The following is a 2,893-nucleotide window of genomic DNA, read 5'->3' as shown; positions in this document are numbered from 1 at the left end:
GCTGGGTATCAAAACGCTGATGATGGAGCAGTTCTTTACTGAGGAGAATATCGAACGCTTCCTCGGGTCAGAGAACGGCGCTCAGCCAAACCTGCATCTGGCTCCGGTGATTGAACAGGTCGATTTCAATCCGGTATTCGACAACCTGATCGAGGTAATTGAGAGTTCATCACTGGGTTCGATGCTCAGCATGGTGGGCGGTGTGGCGGTCATCGAGCCATTACGCATACCGTTTGTAGACAAGGTAAAAGGCTCTATCGAGGAGATTACCCAGCAGGAAGAGTTTATCGCACTGCTGAAAGAGGAGCTGGAACAACCGTCGGTTATGGCTGAGATGAGCCAGAAAGTAGAACAGGTTGTAGAGCAGCGTCTGGACGAACTAACACCGGAGCTAGTGAAAGAGATTATCCAACGTATGATTCGCGAACATCTTGGCTGGCTGGTTGTATGGGGCGGTGTATTTGGTGGTGTGATCGGCCTGATTGCGGGCGTATTAGGCGCTTAAGTCAGACGGGTGTGGGTTGGCTATTCTTCAACCCATACCCAACGCAGGGGCTCACCAAAGTCATCATAGATCACTTTCTTACGCAGGCGCTTGTTAACCTTTGGCAGTGCTGGCTCAGGCTTACTTTTACGACGGGAATCAATCGTCGCCAATAAACCGTTTAGCGGTGTACGGGCTTGTGAACCAGCTTCAAAGCCAAAACGACGGGGATCATACTTCCCATCTTCCAGCCCGCTCTCTCCCATATCAACCTGCTGGATCTCTCCACCTTTGTCGATATAAGACTGAACCTGTTTTTCAAGTTCGGCACGCAGTTCTGATTTTGATTGGCGACGTTTCATCCAACCATTATGCATTAATGTGTCAGAAATGCGAATGGGCATAGGACTTAAGAGTGGATACTAACGCCGCTAACGCACACCGCGCTCACGACGGATATAGGCTTTCTGACACTGCATAATAAAGCGTGACAACATCAAATGCTGACGGTCGGACATCGCTGTGAACGTACAGCAATGGATACCTCCGTCTGCGCGAACACACTGTAAATTGCAACACACGCTAATGGGTACGCCGTCCAAGCTGAACTCCAGCTCCGCTGGCTGAAGATCTTCAACCATAGGCCCCGTCGCACGATAAGCTACGCCGTTTTCCGAGAGATTAACCGCCTCACACACGTGACCGGCAACCGTCAGACGAAAACCGTCATCTTCTACGACATCGTGGCGGTAGGCCCGACGACCGCTCTCATATTCATACTGAAATTCAATCATCGTTCTTCTCTAGTACAAACTCTATTCGTCTATTTCGCGCGCGGTTAACGTAACTACTGTTAGGCGCTAACGGCACAGAATCACCGTATCCGGTTGCCGAGAGACGCTCTGGCTGAACACCGCCGCGAACCAGGTAGCGCAAAACAGTGGTTGCACGTACAGCGGATAATTCCCAGTTCGAGGGAAACTGATCAGTATCAATGGGCGTATCATCCGTATGACCCTGAATATTCATTTTGTAATGACCGTGCTGATACATGGTATCCAACAAAACATTTACAAATGGGTTGATACGCTTGTTTAAGCGTGCCGATCCAACCTCGAAGAACACTGATCCATCCACTACAATCTTGACCACACCATCCTTTGGCATACTGACCGTCGCATGCTCCTCCAGGTTTTGGTTATCTACGGCCTCCTGAAGGTCACGCACCATGAGCTCCCAATCCTGAAGGTCCGTTTGTGCTACCGGTGCCGTGGTCAAGTTGGGGGAAGATTTATCACCGCCTTGATCCCCATCAGCCGCGTCAGACGTTTTAATCGAGGTTTCAGTCACATCGACCTTCAGTGGCTGAGGGATATCGGTGGTCACTGGTGCAATCACCGAAAGATCGACAAGACTGTTTGCAGAGAGCTCCCCTTGAAACTCAACCTGCAAGGCGTTCACCACCAGTTCAAATTTGTCTTTCTCAACACTCGAAATGGAAAACAGCAGCACAAAAAACACCAACAGCAGTGTCATCAAGTCCGCATACGTCATCAACCAGCCTGATTCGCTGCCCTCGTCCGGGAACTGGTGCTTAGTTCTCACTTCGCCTTGCCTTTTGCTTCAGCGCCTGCTGGAGCCGCCTTGCCACCTGACGCTGATTTATTCCCCCCAATACGAACGGGTTTACGCTCGGCTTCAGGCAGATAGGAAGCCAGCTGTTCATAGACATGCATATAGTGGTCGTTGGTGAGGATGCCGATACAGCCTTCGCGGATAATCTCTAGGTTGGCCACTTCAGCTAAGGTACGGGCGCGCAGCTTTCCGGCAATCGGCAGAAACACCATAGTGGAAAGCAAAGAGCCATAGAAGGTCGTCAGAAGCGCAACAGCCATAGAAGGACCGATGGTCTCGGGGTTATCCAGTTCGCTCAACATCTGGATCAGACCAATCAGAGTGCCCAGCATGCCGAATGCTGGCGCATAGGCCGCCATCTTTTTGAAGGTATCCTGAACCGTATGATGCCGCATGATCAGGGAATCGATTTCGTTCTGTAGCGTATTTCTGATGACTTGCTCAGATGCCGCCTCTGCCAGCAGATTACACGCTCGCTTCAGAACGTTGGAACTGGTTTTAACGTCCCCCAATTTCACCAAACCATGACGGTGGCTGATACGGCTCAGCTCCAGCATCGTCTGAATCATCTTCTGGGCGTTTGTTTTATCACTGGAAAAGACGATATACGCGGCTCTAAATGCCTTGAGTACGTCTTTGAACGAAACCGTGAGGAAAGTTGCGGCGATCGTACCACCCGCCACAATCATGAGACCTGGTACGTTTACGAAAACATCTGCGCTGCCACCCAATATAATGGCAGAGACAATCAGTGCAAGACCGGAAACAATACCG

At 50.6% G+C, this 2,893-nt stretch carries 5 protein-coding genes; 1 reads left to right on the top strand and 4 read right to left on the bottom strand.

The annotated features are described in order from the left end of the window. The coding region (locus ABYW01_RS18240; RefSeq protein ID WP_372835594.1) for a DUF445 domain-containing protein at window positions 1-505 on the top strand (505 nt) is incomplete at its 5' end. Window positions 506-525: 20 nt separating this feature from the next. On the opposite strand, the gene ABYW01_RS18235 is transcribed toward ABYW01_RS18240, so the two are convergent. The 4 genes from ABYW01_RS18235 to ABYW01_RS18220 form a co-directional block, all read right to left on the bottom strand. After that, window positions 526-861, bottom strand: a complete 336-nt coding sequence (locus ABYW01_RS18235) for a hypothetical protein (RefSeq protein ID WP_372835591.1) — start codon at window positions 859-861, stop codon at window positions 526-528. Between the two features lie 54 nt (window positions 862-915). Next, a complete protein-coding gene (locus tag ABYW01_RS18230; protein WP_372835588.1) occupies window positions 916-1,278 on the bottom strand; it encodes a PilZ domain-containing protein in 363 nt (120 codons plus the stop codon). Beyond that, window positions 1,271-2,089 carry a flagellar motor protein MotB gene (locus tag ABYW01_RS18225; protein WP_372835585.1) on the bottom strand — a complete coding sequence of 273 codons (819 nt, stop codon included), beginning with the start codon at window positions 2,087-2,089 and terminating at the stop codon, window positions 1,271-1,273. The genes ABYW01_RS18230 and ABYW01_RS18225 overlap by 8 nt, the downstream gene beginning before the upstream one ends. Beyond that, window positions 2,086-2,893, bottom strand: an 808-nt coding sequence (locus ABYW01_RS18220) for a motility protein A (RefSeq protein WP_372835582.1), incomplete at its 5' end; no start/stop codon positions are given. The genes ABYW01_RS18225 and ABYW01_RS18220, both read right to left, overlap by 4 nt.

This window comes from Pontibacterium sp., assembly GCF_041587635.1.
Classification (GTDB): Bacteria; Pseudomonadota; Gammaproteobacteria; order Pseudomonadales; family Balneatricaceae; genus Pontibacterium.
This window is presented reverse-complemented; position numbering and strand designations above follow the sequence as displayed.

What these genes read in the sequence shown, in the direction of transcription:
- ABYW01_RS18230 (WP_372835588.1), bottom strand. Translation starts at nt 1,278, where the DNA reads ATGATTGAATTTCAGTATGAATATGAGAGCGGTCGTCGGGCCTACCGC.
- ABYW01_RS18235 (WP_372835591.1), bottom strand. Translation starts at nt 861, where the DNA reads ATGCATAATGGTTGGATGAAACGTCGCCAATCAAAATCAGAACTGCGT.